Raw genomic sequence first — 19,670 nt, 5'->3', positions numbered from 1 at the left:
CGGTCGGGAGTTTTTCACGGGGAAGGATTGTGGAAGGCGCAGCGCGGAGCGCTTTCACCGACGCCGCGGGATCTCGACGCTGGAAGAATGGTGCCTTGGGCGAGACTCGAACTCGCACGTCTTTCGACACTACCCCCTCAAGATAGCGTGTCTACCAATTTCACCACCAAGGCTCTCTGCATTCCGACCACTGCCGGCGTCCGGCGATACGGCCGCTGCCCGGATCAGCCCGGAGCGCAAGAGGGCGCGGATTATAGCCGCCCTTTGCGGGGAGCATCAAGATCGGGGTCGATGCCTTCGTGCCGTCGCCCGCCGCCGCGTTCCGCGTGCCAGCTGTCGCGCAACGCGCGCCTATCGACGCCGTCGACGGGCATCGCAAGCGTTGGCGGTGCCGGCAGCGATGCGAGGCGCGCCGCGTACACGGCCATCTCGAGATACGGCTTGGCCAGCGCGATGACGACGGTCAGGAAGATCGCCAGAAGGAGGTTGCGGATGACGCTGTTCATCGGGTTCGCGAGGCCAAGCTGCAGGGCCGAGACCCCTATACCGCAGCGAAAGTTCGCATGGGCCGGGCTCGGGCCGGTCGGCTGCGCCCGCTGGAAGCCGGTTGAACTCCCGGCGACGGCGCGGGTCGACTGCGGCGGTTATGAGGAACGTATGTTTTTTCGATCGGAGAAAGGGGAAAAGGCCGAATGAGCCAGGAATCGATGTGGAGCCAGCGTTATCGCGATGCCGGCGAGGACTATCTTTTCGGCACGCAGCCGAATCGCTTTCTCGCGAATCGCGCGGCGCAACTCGCGGACGGACGGAGCGCGCTGGCGGTCGCCGACGGCGAGGGCAGGAACTCGGTGTGGCTGGCCGAGCAAGGGCTGGAGGTGACGGCCGTCGAGATTTCGGATGTCGCGATCGAAAAGGCGCGCCGGCTCGCGGCGGGCCGCGGCGTCGCAATCGACTTCCTCCGCGCCGACATGATGTCGCCCGACTGGCCGCCGCCCGAACTCGCCGGCGCCTTCGATTGGGTCGTCGGCATCTTCATCCAGTTCGTCGGCCCGGCCGAGCGCGAGCAGCAGTTCGCCGCGCTGAAGCGCGTGACGCGCGCCGGGGGACGCATCCTGCTGCAGGGCTACACGCCGAAGCAGCTCGACTACCGCACCGGCGGGCCGTCGGCGGTCGAGAACCTGTACACGACCGAATTGCTGCGCGAGGCCTTTGCCGACTGGGTGATCGAGGAACTCGTCGAATACGAGGACGACGTCGCGGAGGGCAATGCTCATCGCGGGCGCTCGGCGCTGATCGGCATGGTCGCGCGCAAGCCCTGATGCGAAGCGCGTCGCCTCCCGTCCTTCACGGCGGCGGCGATGCCCTGTCGGGCGCGGCGCGCTGGCTGCCCCGGGGCCGGGCGCAGCGGCAGTGAACGAATTTCTCGACGCGCTTCAGTGGCCGGCGATGGTCGTGACGCTGGTCGCCGCGTGGCTCGTCGCGTCGCAGCGGAAAGGCAAACGCAGCTGGGGCTTCTGGTGCTTCATCGTCAGCAATGTGCTTTGGATCGTCTGGGGCTGGCACGACGGCGCGTACGCGCTGATCGCGTTGCAGATCGGTCTCTTCGCGATGAACCTGCGCGGAGTCAGGAAGAACGACCCGGAGCGGTAGAGCGGGAGCGGCGCCTCCCGCAGTGCTCGTGCGTCAGTGCGGGCCGATCATCTCGAGCAGATGGCCGAGGCGGCGCGCCTTGGTCTGCAGGTAGCCAGCGTTGTGCGGATTCGCGGCGATCTGGTGCGGCACGCGTTCGGTGATCGTGATGCCGTATTTCTCGAGCGCGTGCAGCTTGCGCGGGTTGTTCGTCATCAGACGCAGCGACGCGACGTTCAGCTCGCGCAGCATGTCCGCGGCGACCGCGTAGTCGCGACGGTCGGCCTCGAAGCCGAGCCGGTGGTTCGCCTCGACGGTGTCGGCGCCTTCGTCCTGCAGCGCGTACGCGCGGATCTTGTTCAGCAGCCCGATGCCGCGGCCTTCCTGGCGCAGATACAGCAACACGCCGCGGCCTTCGGCGGCGATCGCCATGAGCGCGGCTTCCAGTTGCGGGCCGCAGTCGCAGCGGCGGCTGAAGAGGCCGTCGCCGGTCAGGCATTCGGAGTGCATCCGTGCGAGCACCGGAGTGCCGTCGTCGATCGTGCCGAGCGCGAGCGCGACGTGCTCGCGCCCGGTGCCGACTTCCTCGAAGCCGTGCATCGTGAAGGTCGCCCACGGCGTCGGCAGCCGGCAGGATGCGACGAGGCGCGCCTTGCGTTCGGCGGGTTCCAGCGCTTCGCTGAGGGCGGTGCCGTTGTCGAGGTCCGCGGTTTCCATTTTGTCTCTCTCTGTGTTCTGGTCGCGGTCGGTGGATCAGGACGACCAGCGGGACCGCGTCATGCCGGTGCGACGTAACTTCAGGAGGCGATCCCGGCTCCAACGGATGCCGGCTCGGCCATTTCGATGAGGACGAAATGGGCCCGGGCACCGGAAAATTCAAGCTCCAGCGGACCGACGACTTCAAGCGTGTCGCGCTCCCCGAGCGTGGCGATACCCGCGACCGTGACGCTGCCTTCGAAGTTGTTCACGTAGGCCTGTCGGCCTGCCTTTACCGAGAAGGTGACGCGTACGGACGAATCGGTCAACTCCGAAACGTAAACATTGACGTCCTGATTGACCTGCAGCGGCACGCCATTTGCATCGGAGCGCGGTCCGACGAGCTGCAGCAGCCGGTTGCGGCGCTCGTCGGCGCTCGGCTTGTGCGCCGCGTAACGGACCGGCAGGCCGGCCGCCGACGGCAGGATCCAGATCTGCAGGAAGCGGCACGCCTCGTCGCCGTGGTTCATCTCCGAATGCCAGACGCCGGTGCCGGCGCTGATCGCCTGCGCCTCGCCGCGACGCAGCGTGTCCACGACGTCCGTCGCGCTGTCCCAGTGCGTCAGGCCACCTCTGATGACGTAGCTGACGATCTCCATATTGCGATGGGGATGGCGACCGAAACCGCTCTTCGGGCGCACGTCGTCGTCGTTGAGCACGCGCAGCACGCCGAAGTTCATCCGGGCGAGGTTGTGGTAATCCGCGAACGAGAAATGGAAGTACGTGTCGGCCGGATGCACGCTGCTCGCGGGCATGTAGTGCAGGGTTTTGGCGTCGACCTTGCGAAACTGGGTCACGAGAAGCTCCTCGGGGTTGCACTTGGAGATTCGAGGGTAAGGCGCGGGGGCAAGGGGAAAAAGCGGCCGCGGGACAAAACATTGCTGCCCGAGGCGGAACAGTGCGGCGCGGGCTCGACGGCAGACGTCCGTCGGCCCGCCCACGCTGCGCGCCGTCGTAGTTTCCCCGCTACCGGTCGCCCGTCGGCTTGAATAGACTTCGCTGCCTTGCGCCGGCCGCCGGCGTCTTTCGATCCGAGGAAATCCGATCCTGTGAATACTTCCGAACGCCAACACCGCCGCGCGCTGACGCTGCTGTCCGCTGCGGCGTTCGCGAGCGCCGCGTCGGCGCGCCTGTGCGATCCGATGCTGCCGGACCTCGCGCGCAGTTTCGGCAGCACGCCGGCAGCCGCCGCGCAGGTCGTCTCGGCGTTCGCGATCGCCTACGGCCTGCTGCAAGTGTTCTTCGGGCCGCTCGGCGACCGCTTCGGGCGCTACCGGCTCGTCGGCTGGGCGACGCTCGTCTGCACCGGCGCGAGCCTCGGCGCCGCGCTCGCTGCGTCGCTCGACTGGCTGACGCTCGCGCGGCTGCTGACCGGCGCATCGGCCGGCGGCATCATCCCGCTGTCGATGGCATGGATCGGCGACACGGTGCCGTACGAGCAGAGGCAGACGACGCTCGCGCGCTTCATGTCGGGACAGATCCTCGGCGTCATCGGCGGCCAGCTCATCGGCGGCTTCTTCGTCGACACGCTCGGCTGGCGCTGGGCGTTCGCGTTCATCGCGCTGGTCTATCTCGTCGTCGGCGTGCTCGTGGTGCGCGAATCGCGCGCGAACCCGTCGACTCGCCACGTGAGGCCGACCGGGGCGCGGGCGAGCGGCGTCGTCGCGCAAGTCCGCGCGGTGTTCGCGGTCGGCTGGGCGCGCATCGTGCTGCTCGCGGTGTGCGCGGAAGGCCTCGTCACGTTCGGCGCGCTCGCGTTCGTGCCGTCGTATCTGCACGAGCGCTTCGGGCTGTCGCTGACGATGGCGGGCGGACTGCTCGCGTTCTTCGGCCTCGGCGGCCTCGGGTACATCTTGGCCGCACGCCACTTGATCCGGCGACTCGGCGAGGTCGGGCTGGCGACGTTCGGCGGCGTCGTCATCGGACTCGCGTGGCTGCTGCTCGCGCTCGGGGAAGGCTGGGGGTGGGCGATGCCCGCCAGTCTGCTCGCCGGGCTCGGCTTCTACATGCTGCACAACACCTTGCAGGCGAACGGGACTCAGATGGCGCCGCACGTGCGCGGCGCGGCGGTGTCGCTGTTCGCGTCGGCGTTCTATCTCGGCCAGTCGGTCGGCGTCGTGCTCGCGGCGATGCTGTTCGCACGCGGCGGCGCAGGCGCGCTGTTCGGCGCCGCTGCGGTGGCGATGCCGCTGCTCGGCGTCGCGGTCGGGCGAGCGCTGGTCCTCCATCACCGTCACGAACGCGAATCCCGCGCGGGAGCCGCCGCGCCCTAGAATCGCTGCTTTCCATCGCCGCGTCCGTCGTCGGAAACCGATGAGCCTTCTTCCGCCCGTCCCGTCCCGCGACGAGCTGCTCGCGCGGCATGGCGATCGTTACAAATGGCTCGTGCTGCTCGTCGTCGGCGTCGGGATGATCGCCGCGGTGCTGTGCACGACGAGCTTCAACGTCGCGGTCCCGACGCTCGGGCGGCAATTCGGCCTCGGTCAGAACCAGGTGCAGTGGACGATCACCGGGTTCATGGCGGCGATGACCGTCGCGATGCTGCCGTCGCCGTGGCTGCTCGATCGCTTCGGCTTCCGGCGCGTGTTCCTCACGGCGGTCGCGCTGCTTGCGACAGGGAGCGTCGCCGGCGCGCTGTCGACCGGCTTCGGCTTCGTCGTCACCGCGCGGATCGTGCAGGGCGCCGCCGCCGGGCTGCTGCAGCCGCTGGCGATGCTCGCCGTGATGCGGCTCTTCCCGCCGCACAGCCAGGGCCGCGCGTCGGGGCTGCTGAGCTTCGGCATCGTGCTGGCGCCCGCGGTCGCGCCGTCGCTCGCCGGCGCGCTCCTCGACGGGTTCGGCTGGGAGGCGATCTTCCTGATGAACCTGCCGTTCTGCGCGGTCGCGGGCGTGCTCGGCCTGCGTCTGCTGCCTCGCCCGGCCGAACTGCGCGCGAGCCGCTTCGACTGGTTCGGGGTCGCGCTGCTGGCCGGCGTCGCGCTCGCGACGATCGAGGCGGTCGCGAGCCTCGGGCGGAATGGTTTCGCTTCGGCGGGAACGCTCGCGCTGTTCGCGATGGTCGCGGTCTGCGGCGGACTCTATGCGTCGCATGCGCGGCGCGCCGCGGCGCCGGTCGTGCCGCTGGACCTCTTCCGCGAGCGCAGCTTCGCAATGGGCGCGCTCGTGTCGTTCGCGTACGGCTTCGGGCTCTACGCGTCGACCTACGTCATCCCGGTGTTCCTGCAGCACGCGATCGGCTTCGACGCGACGGCGGCGGGCTTCGCGCTGCTGCCGGCCGGCATCGCGCTCGTCATCGTGATTCCGATCGCCGGCCTGCTCACCGACCGGCTGCCGCCACGCACGCTTACCGTCGCCGGGCTCGCGCTGTTCGGCATCTCGTTCGTGCTGTTCGCCGCGCTGGCCGGCCGGCTGCACTACCTCGGGATCGTGCTCGTCACGGTGCTCGGCCGCGTCGGCCTCGGGCTCGTGATTCCGGCGCTGAACCTCGCGACGCTGCGTTACCTGCGCCCCGAGCAGCTCGGCCGGTCGTCGATGGTCACGAGCTATCTGCGCCAGCTCGGCGGCGTTGTCGGTGTCGCGGTCATCGCAGTATTCGTCGAATGGCGCGAAGCCGGCTACGGCGCTGCGCCGGGTGGCGTTCTGAATGCGTATTCGGAAGCCTTCTGGCTCCTCGCCGCGGCGTTCGCGTTCGCCCTCGTCGCCGCGCTCAGGATGAAGCCGCGGACGGAAGCGTGACGTCGGCGATGCCGTCCGCTCAATCCCACATCGCGCGCATCTTCGCCGCGAGGTCGAGCGCGATCTTGCGCGACTCCTCCGCCGGGCGGGGCGCGACGGCCGGCGGCGGCCACGACACCTGCTCGAAGTGCGGCAGCAGCCGGTTCGGGATGAAGCGCGTGCGGTTCGCGTAGACGTGCCGGTCGCCGCCGCCGGGCTGCTGCGACACGTGAAAGCGCTGCGGCACGACGAGGTCGAGGTGGTCCTTCGCGCGTGTCATCGCGACGTACAGCAGCCGGCGCTCCTCCTCGATCTCGGCCGACGAGCCGGTCGCGAGGTCCGACGGCATGCAGCCGTCGACGACGTTCAACAGCGTCACCGATGACCATTCCTGGCCTTTCGCCGAATGGATCGTCGACAGGATCAGGTAGTCCTCGTCGAGCAGCGGCACGCCGGCTTCGTCGCTGGTCGCGTTCGGCGGGTCGAGCGTGAGTTCGGTCAGGAAGCGTTCGAGGCTCGGATAGGTCGCGGCGATCCGCGCGAGCTGCTCGATGTCGCCGGCGCGCACCGCGGCGTCGTCGTAGAGCCGTTCGATCTGACCCTCGTACCAGCGGCAGGTCAGCTCGAAGCTCGCCGGCCACGGTGAGCCGTTGCGCCCCGCGGCTTCGACGAGCGCGGCGAACTCGGTCCATTCGGTGCGGACCGTGTCGGGCACCGGCTGCTCGGCGAGCAGCGCGCAGCCTGGCGGGGCCGCGGCGACGTTGTCGAGCACGCGGCCGGCGATCTTCGGACCGACGCCCGCGAGGAGCTGCACCGCGCGGAAACCGGATACCCGGTCGCGCGGGTTCTGCGCCCAGCGCGCCACCGCGAGCACGTCCTTGACGTGTGCCGCTTCGAGGAATTTCAGCCCGCCGAACTTCACGAACGGGATGTTCCGACGCGTCAGCTCGATCTCGAGCCGCGCGCTGTGGTGCGCCGCGCGGAACAGCACCGCCTGCTGCTTGAGCTTCACGCCGTCCTCGCGCCGCGCCAGCACTTCGCCGACGACGTAGTCCGCCTGGCCGGCATCGTCCTTGACGGCGACGAGGCGCGGCTTGCGGTCCGACGCGCGCTCGGTCCACAGATCCTTCGTGAAGCGCTCCGCGGCGAGCGCGATGACGCCGTTCGCGGCGTCGAGGATGGTCCGCGTCGAGCGGTAGTTGCGGTCGAGCGTGATCCGCTGCGCGGGCGGGTCGAACTGCGCCGGGAAGTCGAGGATATTGCGCACCGTCGCGCCGCGGAACGCGTAGATCGACTGCGCGTCGTCGCCCACGACGGTCAGTCCGCGCCCGTCCGGCTTCATCGCGAGCAGGATCGCCGCCTGCAGCCGGTTCGTGTCCTGGTATTCGTCGACCAGCACGTGGCGGAAACGCGTGCCGAGCTCGGCGGCGAGCGCGGGCTCGGCCATCATCTGCCCCCAGTACAGCAGCAGGTCGTCGTAATCGAGCACCTGCTGTGCCTGCTTCGCCTCGACGTAGCCGCGAAAGAGCCGCTTCAGGTCGTCCTGCCACTCGGCGCACCACGGAAACGACGACTTCAGCACGTCTTCGAGCGGCGCCTGCGTGTTGACCTTCGCCGAATAGATCGCGAGGCAGGTTCCCTTCATCGGGAAGCGCTTCGACTTCGCCGACAGGCCGAGCTCGTGGCGCACGAGGTTCATCAAGTCGCCGGAGTCCTCGCGGTCGTGGATCGTGAACGCCGCGTCGAGGCCGATCGCCGGCGCGAACTCGCGCAGCAGCCGCGCGCCGACGCTGTGGAAGGTGCCGGACCATTCGAGCGATGCGCCGGCGAGGGTTTTCTGCGATTTCGCGAGCTGCGCGAGGAGGCGGGACACGCGCCGCCCCATTTCGTCGGCGGCGCGGCGCGAGAACGTCAGCAGCAGGATCGCGTGCGGGTCGGCGCCGCTCGCGACGAGGTGCGCGACCCGGTGCGCGAGGGTGTTCGTCTTGCCTGACCCGGCGCCGGCGATCACGAGCAGCGGCCCGTCGGCCGGGGCGTCCCCGGTGCCGAACAGCACCGCGTCGCGCTGCGCGTCGTTGAGGCGCTCGAGCCAAGCTCCCGGATCGCGGGAGCCCGGCGTGCCGCTTGCCGGCGCTTCGGCGACGAGCGGTGCACCGGGACCGGAGTCGTCGCTTTGCAGGCTTTCCATGACCGGTTTGCCGGCGGCCTTCATCGCGCTTCCGGACACGAGCTTGCGGCGTCGGTGCGGCGCTCGGACCCGAACGCGTCGGGAAGGTCGTTGCGCTGCAGCCAGGGCGGGATCTTCGGCGCGTCGAGGACGGCGAAGAACACCGGCTCATCACAGTCGGGACAGATACGGTATTCGACGAGATCGCTGCACGCGCGCTCCATCGCGAGCGGGTTGACCGAGCTGTGGCAGTGCGGGCAGATGAAACGGGCAGTCATGTGAAAATCTCCTTCATGACTGGAACTATATACAGTGGTCGGGAGGATTGAAACCTCGGATCGCCGCGGGTGGGACGGCTCTTGGGGCCGAGCGGTACGCGACGATGGCGGGGCAAATTCGGGCGTCATTTGCCGGCCGCGTCGCCTCGCCGGCTGGCGGCCGCGTTGGGGAGATCCCGTCGCGCCGTCAGCGTCCATTCGTCGATTCTTCGCCGCTAGGTCCGCCCGATCTCGACTTCGACGCTGCCCAAGCCGGCGAAGCTCGCGCGCACGCGGTCCCCCGGCTTCGCTTCGTACAGCCCGGTCCAGGTGCCGGTGGTGACGACGTCGCCGGCTCGAAGTCCGTCGGGGTATTCGTGCGCGGCGTGACCGGCGAGCCAGGGCAGCAGGAACAGCGGGTCGCCGAGCGGATGGCCGCCGTGGCGCCGGAGCGTCTCGACGCCGTTGATTTCGAGCCGGACTTCGAGCGCCGCCAGCTCGTCGCGCCAGGGCCCGCTGACGCCGCTGCCGAGGATCAGCCAGCGGTTAGTCTGCTGGTCCGCGAGGCGGAATAGCGGCGGCAGGGCGCGCCAGTCGTGCGCGCGTACGTCGCAGACCTCGATCGCGGCGAGCACTTCGGCGACCGCCGCGCGTGCGTCCTCCGCGCTCGCGCCGGATGGCAGCGGGCGCGCGAGACGCACCGCGAGTTCGATTTCGACGCCGATCAGCGTGTGCGCGCTGGTCGCCGGGAGATGCGCGGGCGAGTCGATCAGCGCGGGGTCGGGGATCGGCGACGCGGTCGGCGTCGTGTCGCGGCTCGTGGCGCCCATCTTCCATGCCCGCGGCCGCCCGCTCGCATACCAGCCGAGCGCGTCGGCGACTTCGCGTTGCACGCGATAGGCGGCGGCCTCGTCAGGCGGCGCGAGATGGGTCGCCGCCTCGGCGTTCAGCGGCTGGCCGCTGCGCCAGGCGTCGACGAGCGCGGTGGACAGGACGGACATCGATTTCATGCAGTTTCCTCGTGGCGTTTCCGGTCCGCCGGGGTCGGCGGCGCGCAGGGCGGGAAGGTACCCCGGGCGGCCGCACGGAGGAAAGCGTCGCGCTTCGAGAAAGTCATGTGGATCAAGTTGTGGTTGTGCGATTTGGTGTGAGCACGGTTCGCTAACGCGCAACTCCAGGAGCGTGACTTGCCAGGCATTCGCCGATATCCCCCCGCCCCAGCGAAAGAGCGCACTCGCAAGCTTCGCATCCGACAAAACCTGTTTCACCCTGTGGCCGGTTCGGCACGAACGGTGGTCGATCTGCGGGGTCGAAAATCGCGTCGAACAACGCGTCTTCATGCGCTGAGAAAAAATGATCATTCCGACTCCAACCCGGCCGGATGCCATCGTCCGGCGCGCTTCGCAAGGAATCCCGGACGTGTCGCCTGCGGCCGTGGGTCCGGCGGCGGGCCGGCGGGACGCCACGTCTACAGTCCCGCAGCCGTCGAAAGCCGACCCCGTTCCGGGCACGGCGCCGGACCCGTCGCCGTCGCCGCATCCCGGCCCGTATCCGACCCCGAACCCCGAGCCCTATCCGAATCCGGCCCCGGACCCGAATCCTGCGCCCGAGCCGAGTCCCGGCGCTGATCCGACGCCCGAACCCGACCCGGGGCCGCCGATCCCCGTCCCGCAACCGGGCCCGGACCCGTATCCCCCCCCGACGCCCGGCCCGGGTCCGCAGCCCCGTCCGGGCCCGGTGGTCGCCGCGCGCTCTGCCGTTCCTGCAATCGATTCCTTCACCGAAGAGGACTTCCGTCATGGCAAACGAGGGCTACCACGAACCCGTCGAAGAACTCGGTGCGGAGGTCCGCGACATGCACCGCGCGATCGTGTCGCTGATGGAAGAGCTCGAGGCGATCGACTGGTACAACCAGCGCGCCGCCGCGTGCCGGGATCCCGAACTGCGCGCGATCCTCGAACACAACCGCGACGAGGAGAAGGAGCACGCCGCGATGGTGCTCGAATGGATCCGGCGGCGTGACGAGAAGTTCTCCAGCGAGCTGCGCGAGCGCCTGTTCGTGGCGGGGCCGATCGCACACGACTGAGGTCGCCGCTGCGCGCGGCGCTCTCGCCTGACAACGGTCGCGTGACGGCCTAGCGCCGTCACTCGGTCGTCGCTCGTTTCTGCGAATCGCCCGAGCATCACGACGGAACGAGTCGCAGACCTGGCGCGGTTTCCCGCGCTACGGGCGTTTCCGGTACCAGCGCGCGAAATCCGGCGCCGACAGCGGATGGCTGATGAAATAGCCCTGCGCCTGGTTGCAGTCGTGCTCTTCGAGGTACTTCAGCGCGTCGGCCGATTCGATGCCTTCGCCGACGATTTCGAGGCGCAAGGTCTTGCCCAGCGCGATGATCGCCGCGGTCACCGCGCGGGTTGAATGGTCGCGATGCAGGTGCTGGATGAAGGAACGGTCGACCTTCAACTTGTCGAGCGGAAGACTGCTGAGATGGCTGAGGCTCGAATGGCCGGTGCCGAAGTCGTCCAGCGCGACCCCTATTCCATCCGCGCGGAGCTTGTTCAAGGTCTGTATCGCGTCCTCGACGTTGCCCATGACGGTGCTCTCGGTTACCTCGACCAGCAGGTAGGCCGGGTCGATCCCGGCCGTCCTCACGATTCCGCCGAGCTGCTGCGCGAAGCCGCGTTGCCGGAATTGCAGCGGGGAAACGTTGACCGAAATGGCGACCGCGGGCAGCCCCTCGTCACGCCACGCCTGGTGCTGCATGCACGCCTCGCGCGCGACCCACTCGCCGAGTTCCCCGACCAGTCCCGCGGCTTCGGCGATCGGAATGAAGCGGTCCGGCCCGATGACCCGCCCGTTCTCGTCGGCCAGGCGCAGCAGCGCCTCGACGCCCGATAGGCTGCCCGTTTTCACGTCGACGATCGGCTGGTAGTGCAGGAACAGCCCCTCGTGCTGCAGCGCGCGCTTCAATCGCGCCTCGATCGCCGCCGATTCGTCGGCGCGCCGGTTCAGCGACGGCGTGTAGACGTGATAGCTGCCGCGCGTGTCATATTTGACCTGGTACATCGCGAGGTCCGCCGCGCGCACCAGTTCATCGACGTCGGTTCCATGCTCCGGGAAGCGGCTGATGCCGATGCAGGCGGAAATCGCGAGATCCAGCGAGTCGATCTCGAATGGGCGCGATAGTGCGTCGCGGATATGCGCGGCGACCGTCGTCGGTGAAAAGGCTTCCCCGACCGGGTGGAGCACGACGATGAATTCGTCACCGCCGAGTCGGCCGACGAGATCTTCCTGGCGCACGCAATGGGTGAGCCGTTTCGCGACCTCCTGCAGCAGCCGGTCGCCGATTTCGTGCCCGTAGATGTCATTGACCGGCTTGAAGCGGTCGAGGTCGATGAACAGGATCGCGCCACGCGAGTGATTTCGCTGCGCGGCCGCGAGCAGGTGCTGCGCGTATTCGAAAACCAGCGCACGGTTCGGCAGCCCGGTGAGCACGTCGTGCTGGGCGGCGGCGAGCACGCGCTGCTCGGCGAGCTTGCCCTCGGTGATGTCGCGGAAGAAGATTGCGAGCCCGTCGCGATGCGGGTACGCGTGCATGTCGAACCAGAAAGCGCGTCCGTCGGGGTAGGTGTGGTGATGCTCCCGACGGACTGAGGCGCGCTCGGCCATCGCGCGGCGGTAGAGCGCGCCCAGCTCCGACTCCTCGAGCCCCGGCCAGGCTTCCGCCAGAGTGAGGCCGACGATCTCCGACGCCGGACGCTGTTCGAGCTGCAGCGCGCGCTCGTTCACCTGTACGACGCGGAAGTCCGGGTCGAGCAGAACGAACGCCTCGTCCATGTTCGCGAGGATCTCGCGGCTGCGGTCGCGCTCCTCGTTCAGGGCCGCTTCGGCCCGGGCGCGCTCGACGGCCGCCCAGGTCCGGTCCGCGACGTCCTGGGCGAGGACGATGTATTCCCTTTCCCACCGACGGGGCGCCGCGCAGCACAGCGTCAATACGCTGATCAGTGCGCCCGCCTTCACGAGCGGAATCGCCAGCAAGGAACGAACCCGCAAGTTTATGAATGACGACGCGTGAGCGCGAGTGCGCGGGTCGGTCGCAACGTCGTCGATCGCCGCCGGTTGTCCGCTGCTCAGTAGCGCCTGAAGCGCCGGCCCGTAATCGCCGATTCGACCCGAGTCGAGTAGCGGCGGCGCGGCGTCGGCCTTCCAGATGGCGCTGATGCGGAAACGGCCGCGGAGCGGGTCCGTTTCGGCGTAAGTGACGCTCGAGGCCTCGAGCCGTCTCCCCAGCAACTCGCATGCGGTCGCGATGATTTCCTGCGGCGCGCTCAGGTCGCGGATTCGGTCCGCGAACTCGAGTGCGAACGCCTGCCGCTGTTCGGCCAACACGCGCGATGTCGTTTCCATCGCAGCGATGAACATGCCGACAATGTCACCGGATTCGTCCCGGATCGCACTGTACGAGAACGTGAAATGGCAGAGCTCCGGATAGCCGTTTCGTTCGAGCACAAACGGCATGTCCTCGCCGCTGACGGCTTGTCCGTGAGTCATGACCCGTTCGACCATGGGTCCGACGGTCCCCCATGCCTCGGGCCACGTATGGCGCGCAGGCCGTCCGAGCGCTTGAGGGTGCTTCGTCGCCCCGAGAATCTGTCGGTAGCCGTCGTTGTAGAACTGGATGAGATCCGGTCCCCAGCCGATCATGATGGGAAAGCTCGAATCGAGACAGACGCCGAGAATCGACCGCAGGGTTGGCGGCCACGACGACGGCGGTCCGAGCGGATGATTTGCCCAGTCGAAAGACCGCACGAGGCGGGCCATTTCGCCGGTGCTGCCGAAGAAATCGAAATCGCCGTGATCCGGACGCATCGGCGCACAGGGAGACTTGAGGGCCCCACATTGTGCAGCAGAACTGTGCGAGATTGCCGCGGCGGCGCACTCGGGCCGCCGCCACGACGGGCGCATGAGCCGTCCCGCGCTTACTCCTCTTGCGCACCGCGGCCGCCGCGCCGCGAAGAACTCTCTTCGTCCGATGGCCCCACGTTCTGATTCTGTCGCTGCGGGCTGCGCTGCCCGGGTTGCTTCTGCTGTCCCTGGCTTTGCTCCTGCTGCCGCTGCCGTCCGCCTTGCCCTTCGTCGGGCTGCTGTTGGTGCCCTTGCTCGCGCTGCGGCTTCTGTTTGCCGGGGCTCGTACCGCGCTTGCCTGACTCTTTCATGATTGCCTCCTGTCGGAACGGGGCGACGAGGGCGTCGCCGGCACGAATCAAGCAATGCGCAGGCCCGGGTGCCGAACGCTTTGGCACAGGCGGATTTGGCGAATGGACAGGCGCGTTCCGCTCGCGGAGAAACGCCGACTTGCTCCGTCGGCATGGCGGCCCGAAATACGTATGATCCGTGGGCCGATAAAGGGCCGGAGAGCTTCGGGAGTGGGGAGCGACAACGAAGTGCTCGCGTGGCCGCCGTTGCTGCCCCCCGGCGGGAAGGGTGGGCGTTATTTTTTCGCCGGATTCGTCGCAGGATCGAGATAATCAACGCCCCATGGGCCGGTCCCATGGACTTGGACGACGGTCTCCTCGCCTTCGGTGAAGGCGAACATCGGCATGCCGGCAGGAATCATGACCGCACCGCCTGCCGGATAGGCTTTCGCTTTTGACTGATCGACGGTCTTGCCGATGCCCAGGTGGAACTGTCCCGACAGGACTGTAACCCGCTCGAACCCCGGGTGTGTGTGGGGGGCTATCGTCGTGTTGGGCGGGAGCTTCAGGCGGAACGTGATCGGTTCCGCCTTTTTCAGATCGCCTTCCAGGACCGCCAGTTGGGCCCCGGGGCCGATGGACGGCGCGTCTTTCCACTTCAGTTCGGAAGGGACAACGGAAATCAGCTCTTTCGCATCCGCTCCTGCCGCGAAAGTCGTCGGCGTGGCCAGTGCGCCACAGGCGAGTGCTATGGCGGACATGATGAATTTCGAAGTGCCCATGGTCTTGCCTCACGAGTGCAGAGGTTGCGGGCCGGGCAGCGCGTTGCTTTTCGGTTGGTTCGGTGCAACGCCAGCTGCGGTCCGCTAACGACGCGACGGAGAGGTCCGCGTCCTCCTCCCTGAAGGGAATTGAAGCACTCGGTCGGACAAAGTCCAGGTTCCCTCGACACCCCTTGCTCCGTTCGGTCGATGCCGAGGCCCCGGGGAATCGGCGCCTCGGCATCGTCGAGTCCCGTCCGCCCTGACCGAACGCGAACGGCCGCACGGCGAGAACCGTGCTGATTACATCACGCGTATCCCTTTGCAGTCGCCGGCGCGGTCACGTCGGCGTCGTCCCGCTGCGGCGCGGCCGCGCTGCGCGCGCCGCGAACGCCGGGGATATGGCGTTTGACGATCGCGAGTGCGACCAGCGTGAAGACCATCGAGAAGCCGAGCAGCGACAGGTAGCTCGATGCGCCGCCCGAGGTGATCACCGCGGCGCCGGCGAACGAGCTCAGGATCGCGCCGAAGCGGCCGAACGACAGCGCCGCAGCGGTGCCGGTCGCGCGGACCATCGTCGGATAGACGTAGGCGCACAGCGCGTACATCGTCGCCTGCACCGCGATGACGAACATGCCGTGGATGCCGAGGCCGATCATCAGCCAGGTCGTGTTCGACGCGATATCGACTTCCTTCAGCACGAATGCGCTCGCCGCGGCGCCGAGGCTGCACAGGACGAGCGGCCAGCGCGAGCCGAAGCGCGTGATCGCGAGCGCGCAGCCGAGCGAGCCGACGACGCCGCCGAGGTTGTACGCGGTCAGTCCCGAGCCGGCCAGCGCGGCAGGGAGGCCTTCGGTCGCGAGCATCGTCGGCAGCCAGCTGAACGCGCTGTAAGTCGCGAGCATGACGAGGAAGAAGCCGGCCCAGATCGCGAGCGTGTCACGCGCAAAGCCGCGCTCGAACAAGGCGCCGAAGCCGGCACGCTGTTCGGCCGCCTGCTCGGCGGCGTCGACGAACATCGTCTGCGCCGGCAACGGCCGCGCCATCCCGGCGAGCAGCTTGCGCAACTCCGCCCAGCGCTGGGTCTTGCGCGCGAGATAGCGCGGCGATTCCGGCAGCGTCGCGAGCAGCACGAGGCTGTATGCGACCGGCAGTGCACCGCCGATCCAGAACAGCCCGCGCCAGCCGAGCACCGGCAGCACGATGCCCGCGAAAAGTCCCGCGATCATGCCGCCGAGCGGGTAACAGACGATCGTCGCCGTCACCATCAACGTGCGGCGGCGCGCCGGCGTGAACTCGGCGGTCATCGTCGTGGCGCTCGGCAGCGCGCCGCCGATGCCGAGTCCGGCAATGAAGCGCAGCGCGGCAATCGCGGTCACGTCCGGCGCGAAGCCGATCGCGATCGTCGCTGCGCCGAACAGGAACACGCTCGCGACGAGCACGAGCCGCCGTCCGATGCGGTCGGCGACGATGCCGGCGCTCATGCTGCCGACCGCCATGCCGACGAGGCCCGCCGCGACTGCCGGCGCGAAGGCGGCCTTCGTGATACCCCACTCGGCGATCAGAGCCGGAATCGCGAATCCGATCAGCTGCCCGTCGAAGCCGTCGAGGACGATCGCGAAAGCGGCGAGCATCACGATGATTTTCTGCATCGTGCTGAACGGCCCGTGGTCGAGTGTGGCGCCGATGTCGACCGACGCCGGACTGGTGGAAGGCTTGTGCTGCATGGGTTTTGTCTCCGTTCGATTCCTGAGCGCGCCAGCCCGTTGCGGACCGACCCGGACGTCCGCTCCTCTTGGTGGGCGGGAAAGTGCGGGGAACAATAACAGCTGATTTGCTGGAGCTCAAGCAATTAGAGGAGAGGCAGTGGATGAGATGATGTAACAGAACGAATTAATGAATAATTTATTTCTGTATCAGAAAAACGAGTGATTTTTTCCCACCCGAGGGCGCGATGGTGCAACGAAGGTGTCGTATTGCGCGTGTGAGCGTGCGTGTCTGCCGCGGGAGCGTGGGCGAACGGCGGGCGAACGGCGGGCGGGGGGCGGGGGGCGCGCGCTGGCAAGGCGCGGCAAGGCGCCACGCTTGCGACAACTCGCTAGCGGTCGCTACCGGCGGAGCTGCTGCACATTCATTCCGAAGTCGCTGTCGATTTGCCCGACGGGCGACGTCCATCGATGCCGTGAAGAACGGCGCACCCCTGCCCACTCGGGCAGCCGCAGGCCGCCCGCAGCGTCAGGTCGCCGTCGAGGAAGACCAGAGCGGCGCGCCGCCCGCTTCCAGATAGGTCAGATACACGCGCACGTCGAATTCGATCTGGTGGTAGTCGCGTTCCAGGTGGCAGCACAAGTGGTAGAACGCCTTGCCGTGATCCGGCTCTTTCAAGTGGGCCAGTTCGTGCACCACGATCATGCGCAGAAAGTCTTCGGGCATGTCCTTGAACACTGCCGCGACGTGAATCTCGCGCTTCGCCTTGAGCTTGCCGCCCTGCACGCGGGAAATCCGCGTGTGGGTGCCCAGCGCGTTGCGGAGTTCCTGGAGCTTTCCGTCGAACGCCACCCGGCTCAGCGGCGGGGCGTTGCGAAGATGGTCGTTCTTCAGCGCCTGGACGTAGTCGTACAGCGCCTTGTCCGACCGCAGCGTATGCGGCTGCGGGTACTTCCCGCGCAGCATGTCGCCGATCCGTCCCGCGGCGATCAGGCTGTGCACCCGGTCGGTCAACTCCATGGGATAGCCGGCAAGGTAACCGGTGCTCGCGGTCGGGCTCATGAGGACGGAACGAAGCCGGACCGGAGCATGGAAACGCCGCGACTCAGTCGCGACGGTTCGTCACTTCGACGAGGTGATAGCCGAACTGCGTCTTCACCGGCCCTTGCACGACATTGACCGGCGCGCTGAACACGACGGTGTCGAACTCCTTGACCATCTGGCCCGGACCGAAGGATCCGAGATCCCCGCCGCTGCGGCCGGACGGGCAGGTCGAATGCTCCTTCGCGACTTGAGCGAAGTCGGCCCCCGCTTCGATCGCGGCTTTCAGTTCATTGCACTGGGCTTCGGTGCTGACGAGGATGTGGCGGGCGGTTGCTTGGGGCATGGAATGGCTCCTTTTGTCGAAGCGCGCAGCCTATCGCAATCGGCACGCCGGGCAAACCGGAACCCGTGATGGTCACTCCGCGCAATCGACTGCGTTCGGCCCGAATTCTCCAAGATCGGAGCAGGTTCGTCGGAGCCCGCTTGCGCACCTTCAAAAGAAACCGGCAAACCGATTCGCTTGCGTCATTGCCGGATCAATAGTTCCGTCACCCCCTCGTCGACCCAGCCTGATGTCCTTCCGCGGATCTGCAATCGGCCGTGAGCGGCACGATGTACTCGTATTGAACGCCGCGTGGTCGTCGAGCAAGTCGGACCAGGTTGACTGGCGGGACAAACCAGACCTGAAGCACGGACACGCCTTCAGCATTGTTCCGTCGCCCGACGCCACTGTCCCGCAGCGCTTCAGAACAACGGCGCCAGGCGAACGAGAAACGGCGACTGCACGGTTTTTGAGCTATCACGGGAGCAGCCCCGGCTTTCGCCGCGAGATGCGCGATGCCGCGGTCGGCTTTCGGGAGCGATCGTATGGACGGGAACAGCAGCGACGCGGGACCGCGGGAGTGGCAGGCGTTCGCCGACCGCTGCCGCGAGCGGTCGCGGCAGTACGAGCGAGCCGCCCGTGCGCATCTCGTCATGATCGTGCTGACGCTCGTCGCCGGGCTCGTCGTGTTCGTCGGCGGCGAGCGGCTCGGGCACTGGGTGTTCAGCTCCCGCGCCGAACGTGAGGCGACTGCCGAGCTCGACGCCGCCGCCGCGCGCCTGAAGCGCGAGTTCGCCGCGCTCGCAGACCCTGCGGCCGAATTCATCCGCACGCTGCCGGCCCACGTCCGACCGGTGCTCGAAAAATTCCTGCGCGATCTCGCCGGGCTGCCGCCGCCCTCGTCGCCCAACGAGACGCCAGGCGCCGGCCCCACCGTCCCCTACCAGCCGGTTCCCGTTCCGACGCCGCCTCCGCCAGCGCCCGCCGACGGCGCATCCTCCGCTCCGCCGCCGACTCCCGCACCGCCGGCCGCGGCCGCAGCACCGCCAACAGCAGCACCGCCGGTCCGATCGGAGGCAAGGAGCCGCCGCGAGCCCTCCGTCGCGCAACTGGAGGCCCAACTCAAGCAATACGACAGGCTGATCGCGCTGTCCGAGCGCAACGTCGCGCTGCTCGCGGAAATCGCGGCCGAGCGCGAACGCCAGGCGGAGTCAGCGGACCGCTACTTCATCGAAACGCTGAAGAGCAATACGGCGACGCAGGTCGCACAAATCGAAGCCGACACCGCCCGCGACCGCGCGCAAACCGAGCTCGACATCGCGCGCGCAACCGCGGAGGCCCAGACGACCGCCGCGACCGAGAGCACCACCCGAGCCGACGACCTCAATGCCCTCGTCTCGGGTTCGGTGACCCGCGTCGGCGCAGTCGTCCTCGTGATCTGGCTCGTCCGCATCTTCCTGCGCGACCGCCAGCGCTACGTGCAGCGCTCCGACTTCTTCCGCGGCCTCGCCGACGCAATGAGCCTGAGCCGCGGCGACCTCGCGGTATTCCGCGAACTCCTCCCACAAATCGTCCCCCCGGCGATTCCGGAGGGTGAGGAGGTGTCGTTGCCGATGGAGGCGGTCGGGCAGCTATTGGCTGGGGCAGCGAAGCGGGGTGGGTGAAAGGGGAAGGCGTAATAAGGAAAACGTGTCTTGCTCCTATTTATTGGAGCTGCCAACCGCGCCAAGTGCTGTCGCCGACCCTGTGCGCTTACAGTCGCCGCTCCGGTGCGCAGCAGCTTTCCCTCTCCCAGAACTGCCCCTTTCGACCCACAGCGGTCCCAGTAATGCTAGAAAAGCTGTCGTTCAGCGTTCGCCATGAGCTGGCTAGCCGAGCTCGATAGCAAGGGTCACATCGCTTGCGGCTCGGCCAGAGCCGGAAATAAGCTGGGAGAATTGCGGCCCCGAGGAATGGGAAGCCTTTACAGAGAACCGACCTAGCAGGGTGTTGAAAATTCCGCCTTCACCTTCGGTTTCCGGCCGCCTGGAAAAAAATCGATGCTGAAAAGATCCGACCTGAGCCGCCCTGATGACGATTCCAGCTGCTTTTTCAGCCGATTGTGCAACGGCAATTGG

19 protein-coding genes, 1 tRNA gene and 1 pseudogene are annotated in these 19,670 nt (G+C 67.8%); 7 read left to right on the top strand and 14 right to left on the bottom strand.

What is annotated here, in order from left to right:
• Positions 1-88: 88 nt before the first annotated feature.
• Positions 89-173 (bottom strand) — tRNA-Leu (locus ROZ37_RS20590).
• A gap of 78 nt (positions 174-251) precedes the next feature.
• The gene (locus ROZ37_RS20585; protein WP_312662467.1) at positions 252-506 is read right to left on the bottom strand and encodes a hypothetical protein; all 255 of its coding nucleotides are present in this window, start codon (positions 504-506) and stop codon (positions 252-254) included.
• On the opposite strand from ROZ37_RS20585, the gene ROZ37_RS20580 reads away from it, so the two are divergent.
• The 3 genes from ROZ37_RS20580 to ROZ37_RS20570 all read left to right on the top strand — a co-directional run bounded on the left by ROZ37_RS20580 (position 493) and on the right by ROZ37_RS20570 (position 1,650).
• Complete coding sequence (locus tag ROZ37_RS20580; RefSeq protein WP_312662465.1) at positions 493-696, top strand: hypothetical protein; 204 nt, start codon at positions 493-495, stop codon at positions 694-696. The two genes, ROZ37_RS20585 and ROZ37_RS20580, sit on opposite strands and share 14 nt — an antisense overlap.
• On the top strand, positions 693-1,319 hold the full coding sequence (locus tag ROZ37_RS20575; protein WP_312662463.1) for a class I SAM-dependent methyltransferase: 627 nt from the start codon (positions 693-695) through the stop codon (positions 1,317-1,319). The genes ROZ37_RS20580 and ROZ37_RS20575 overlap by 4 nt, the downstream gene beginning before the upstream one ends.
• 91 nt (positions 1,320-1,410) lie before the next feature.
• Entirely contained in the window at positions 1,411-1,650 is a 240-nt protein-coding gene (locus tag ROZ37_RS20570) for a hypothetical protein (RefSeq protein ID WP_312662462.1), read from the top strand.
• A gap of 33 nt (positions 1,651-1,683) precedes the next feature.
• On the opposite strand, the gene ribA is transcribed toward ROZ37_RS20570, so the two are convergent.
• Positions 1,684-2,346, bottom strand: coding sequence for a GTP cyclohydrolase II (gene ribA / locus ROZ37_RS20565; RefSeq protein ID WP_312662461.1), 663 nt, complete (start codon positions 2,344-2,346; stop codon positions 1,684-1,686).
• An 80-nt stretch (positions 2,347-2,426) separates the two neighbouring features.
• On the bottom strand, positions 2,427-3,182 hold the full coding sequence (locus ROZ37_RS20560) for a pirin family protein (protein WP_312662460.1): 756 nt from the start codon (positions 3,180-3,182) through the stop codon (positions 2,427-2,429).
• A 252-nt stretch (positions 3,183-3,434) separates the two neighbouring features.
• Here ROZ37_RS20560 and ROZ37_RS20555 point away from each other — a divergent pair, with 252 nt between their 5' ends.
• Both ROZ37_RS20555 and ROZ37_RS20550 read left to right on the top strand, forming a co-directional pair.
• Positions 3,435-4,658 carry an MFS transporter gene (locus ROZ37_RS20555; RefSeq protein WP_312662457.1) on the top strand — a complete coding sequence of 408 codons (1,224 nt, stop codon included), beginning with the start codon at positions 3,435-3,437 and terminating at the stop codon, positions 4,656-4,658.
• Between the two features lie 40 nt (positions 4,659-4,698).
• Positions 4,699-6,120: a DHA2 family efflux MFS transporter permease subunit gene (locus tag ROZ37_RS20550; RefSeq protein WP_312662455.1), complete on the top strand. Its 1,422-nt coding sequence runs from the start codon at positions 4,699-4,701 to the stop codon at positions 6,118-6,120.
• A 19-nt stretch (positions 6,121-6,139) separates the two neighbouring features.
• On the opposite strand, the gene ROZ37_RS20545 is transcribed toward ROZ37_RS20550, so the two are convergent.
• From ROZ37_RS20545 to ROZ37_RS20535, 3 genes are all read right to left on the bottom strand, one after another.
• A complete protein-coding gene (locus tag ROZ37_RS20545; protein ID WP_312662453.1) occupies positions 6,140-8,311 on the bottom strand; it encodes an ATP-dependent helicase in 2,172 nt (723 codons plus the stop codon).
• Positions 8,308-8,544 carry a hypothetical protein gene (locus ROZ37_RS20540; protein WP_312662451.1) on the bottom strand — a complete coding sequence of 79 codons (237 nt, stop codon included), beginning with the start codon at positions 8,542-8,544 and terminating at the stop codon, positions 8,308-8,310. Before ROZ37_RS20540 ends, ROZ37_RS20545 begins: the two co-directional genes overlap by 4 nt.
• Positions 8,545-8,759: 215 nt before the next feature.
• Complete coding sequence (locus tag ROZ37_RS20535) at positions 8,760-9,533, bottom strand: fumarylacetoacetate hydrolase family protein (protein ID WP_312662449.1); 774 nt, start codon at positions 9,531-9,533, stop codon at positions 8,760-8,762.
• A 788-nt stretch (positions 9,534-10,321) separates the two neighbouring features.
• Between ROZ37_RS20535 and ROZ37_RS20530 the strand changes: the two genes are divergently transcribed.
• Positions 10,322-10,609 carry an encapsulin-associated ferritin-like protein gene (locus ROZ37_RS20530; protein ID WP_312662447.1) on the top strand — a complete coding sequence of 96 codons (288 nt, stop codon included), beginning with the start codon at positions 10,322-10,324 and terminating at the stop codon, positions 10,607-10,609.
• A gap of 138 nt (positions 10,610-10,747) precedes the next feature.
• On the opposite strand, the gene ROZ37_RS20525 is transcribed toward ROZ37_RS20530, so the two are convergent.
• The 6 genes and pseudogenes from ROZ37_RS20525 to ROZ37_RS20500 all read right to left on the bottom strand — a co-directional run.
• Positions 10,748-13,393, bottom strand: a complete 2,646-nt coding sequence (locus ROZ37_RS20525) for an EAL domain-containing protein (RefSeq protein WP_312662445.1) — start codon at positions 13,391-13,393, stop codon at positions 10,748-10,750.
• Between the two features lie 110 nt (positions 13,394-13,503).
• Positions 13,504-13,740, bottom strand: coding sequence for a hypothetical protein (locus tag ROZ37_RS20520; RefSeq protein WP_312662443.1), 237 nt, complete (start codon positions 13,738-13,740; stop codon positions 13,504-13,506).
• 275 nt (positions 13,741-14,015) lie between these two features.
• Positions 14,016-14,501 carry a cupin domain-containing protein gene (locus tag ROZ37_RS20515; protein WP_312662442.1) on the bottom strand — a complete coding sequence of 162 codons (486 nt, stop codon included), beginning with the start codon at positions 14,499-14,501 and terminating at the stop codon, positions 14,016-14,018.
• A gap of 287 nt (positions 14,502-14,788) precedes the next feature.
• Positions 14,789-16,207 (bottom strand): MFS transporter, encoded by a 1,419-nt coding sequence (locus ROZ37_RS20510; protein WP_312662441.1) that lies wholly within the window; start codon positions 16,205-16,207, stop codon positions 14,789-14,791.
• A 508-nt stretch (positions 16,208-16,715) separates the two neighbouring features.
• A complete protein-coding gene (locus tag ROZ37_RS20505; protein WP_312662440.1) occupies positions 16,716-17,249 on the bottom strand; it encodes a YgjP-like metallopeptidase domain-containing protein in 534 nt (177 codons plus the stop codon).
• A 43-nt stretch (positions 17,250-17,292) separates the two neighbouring features.
• Positions 17,293-17,577: pseudogene (locus ROZ37_RS20500) on the bottom strand (peptidylprolyl isomerase); the annotation flags it as partial.
• A gap of 521 nt (positions 17,578-18,098) precedes the next feature.
• On the opposite strand from ROZ37_RS20500, the gene ROZ37_RS20495 reads away from it, so the two are divergent.
• On the top strand, positions 18,099-19,217 hold the full coding sequence (locus ROZ37_RS20495; protein WP_312662439.1) for a hypothetical protein: 1,119 nt from the start codon (positions 18,099-18,101) through the stop codon (positions 19,215-19,217).
• A gap of 204 nt (positions 19,218-19,421) precedes the next feature.
• On the opposite strand, the gene ROZ37_RS20490 is transcribed toward ROZ37_RS20495, so the two are convergent.
• On the bottom strand, positions 19,422-19,670 hold a 249-nt coding region (locus ROZ37_RS20490; RefSeq protein WP_312662436.1), incomplete at its 5' end, for a hypothetical protein.

Source organism: Aromatoleum sp. (assembly GCF_032027225.1).
Taxonomy (GTDB): Bacteria; Pseudomonadota; Gammaproteobacteria; order Burkholderiales; family Rhodocyclaceae; genus Aromatoleum.
Note: the sequence above shows the minus strand (reverse complement) of the source record. Positions and strands in the feature narration are given on the sequence as shown.

Bases quoted from the DNA above. Each gene is read 5' to 3' on its own strand.
- ROZ37_RS20580 (WP_312662465.1), top strand. From the start codon at position 493: ATGACGCTGTTCATCGGGTTCGCGAGGCCAAGCTGCAGGGCCGAGACC.
- ROZ37_RS20585 (WP_312662467.1), bottom strand. From the start codon at position 506: ATGAACAGCGTCATCCGCAACCTCCTTCTGGCGATCTTCCTGACCGTC.
- ROZ37_RS20575 (WP_312662463.1), top strand. From the start codon at position 693: ATGAGCCAGGAATCGATGTGGAGCCAGCGTTATCGCGATGCCGGCGAG.
- ribA (WP_312662461.1), bottom strand. From the start codon at position 2,346: ATGGAAACCGCGGACCTCGACAACGGCACCGCCCTCAGCGAAGCGCTG.
- ROZ37_RS20550 (WP_312662455.1), top strand. From the start codon at position 4,699: ATGAGCCTTCTTCCGCCCGTCCCGTCCCGCGACGAGCTGCTCGCGCGG.
- ROZ37_RS20545 (WP_312662453.1), bottom strand. From the start codon at position 8,311: ATGAAGGCCGCCGGCAAACCGGTCATGGAAAGCCTGCAAAGCGACGAC.
- ROZ37_RS20540 (WP_312662451.1), bottom strand. From the start codon at position 8,544: ATGACTGCCCGTTTCATCTGCCCGCACTGCCACAGCTCGGTCAACCCG.
- ROZ37_RS20535 (WP_312662449.1), bottom strand. From the start codon at position 9,533: ATGAAATCGATGTCCGTCCTGTCCACCGCGCTCGTCGACGCCTGGCGC.
- ROZ37_RS20530 (WP_312662447.1), top strand. From the start codon at position 10,322: ATGGCAAACGAGGGCTACCACGAACCCGTCGAAGAACTCGGTGCGGAG.
- ROZ37_RS20525 (WP_312662445.1), bottom strand. From the start codon at position 13,393: ATGCGTCCGGATCACGGCGATTTCGATTTCTTCGGCAGCACCGGCGAA.
- ROZ37_RS20520 (WP_312662443.1), bottom strand. From the start codon at position 13,740: ATGAAAGAGTCAGGCAAGCGCGGTACGAGCCCCGGCAAACAGAAGCCG.
- ROZ37_RS20515 (WP_312662442.1), bottom strand. From the start codon at position 14,501: ATGGGCACTTCGAAATTCATCATGTCCGCCATAGCACTCGCCTGTGGC.
- ROZ37_RS20510 (WP_312662441.1), bottom strand. From the start codon at position 16,207: ATGCAGCACAAGCCTTCCACCAGTCCGGCGTCGGTCGACATCGGCGCC.
- ROZ37_RS20505 (WP_312662440.1), bottom strand. From the start codon at position 17,249: ATGAGCCCGACCGCGAGCACCGGTTACCTTGCCGGCTATCCCATGGAG.
- ROZ37_RS20495 (WP_312662439.1), top strand. From the start codon at position 18,099: ATGGACGGGAACAGCAGCGACGCGGGACCGCGGGAGTGGCAGGCGTTC.